1 protein-coding gene is annotated in these 623 nt (G+C 52.3%); it reads right to left on the bottom strand.

Going from position 1 to position 623, the window contains the following annotated elements:
* On the bottom strand, positions 1-623 hold a 623-nt coding region (locus ACPUC7_RS24425), incomplete at both ends, for a flagellin N-terminal helical domain-containing protein (RefSeq protein ID WP_494924857.1).

The raw sequence follows: 623 nt of genomic DNA, 5'->3' as shown, positions 1-623 counted from the left end.
GCGGCGGTCATTTCGAAATCTTGAGCAAAACCAACGCCATAAGTGTCGTTTGCTACACGGGTATCACCTTTGGCAGAGAACTGCGAATCTTTCAGCGCCACCGCATTCTGCAGCTTAGCGAATTCAGTGTCGAAATCGTCAAGGTTCAGAGATTCCAGATCCATTTTGGTCAGGTCGATGTCGATGGTCTGGCCATCTTTGTCGCCGATCTGAATGGTCAGCTTGTCGCGTGAACCGTCCAGCATGTTAACGCCGTTGAAGTTGGTGGTTTCAGAGATACGTTTGATCTCGTCCAGACGGGCAGTGATCTCTTTCTGGATTGACGCGCGGTCGTCAGAAGAGTTGGTGCCATTTTTCGCCTGAACCGTCAGCTCACGGATACGCTGCAAGTTTTCAGTCACTTCACCCAGCGCGCCTTCAGTGGTCTGCGCCATGGAGATGCCGTCGTTGGCATTACGACCAGCCTGGGTCAGGCCACGGATAGAAGAGGTGAAGCGGTTTGAGATAGCCAGACCAGCCGCATCATCTTTTGCGCTGTTGATACGCATACCTGAAGAGAGACGCTCAATAGCAGTACCCAGCGAGGTCTGAGATTTGTTCAGGTTGTTCTGAGCCATCAGGCT

This window comes from Pantoea sp. CFCC18179 (assembly GCF_059412405.1).
This window is presented reverse-complemented; position numbering and strand designations above follow the sequence as displayed.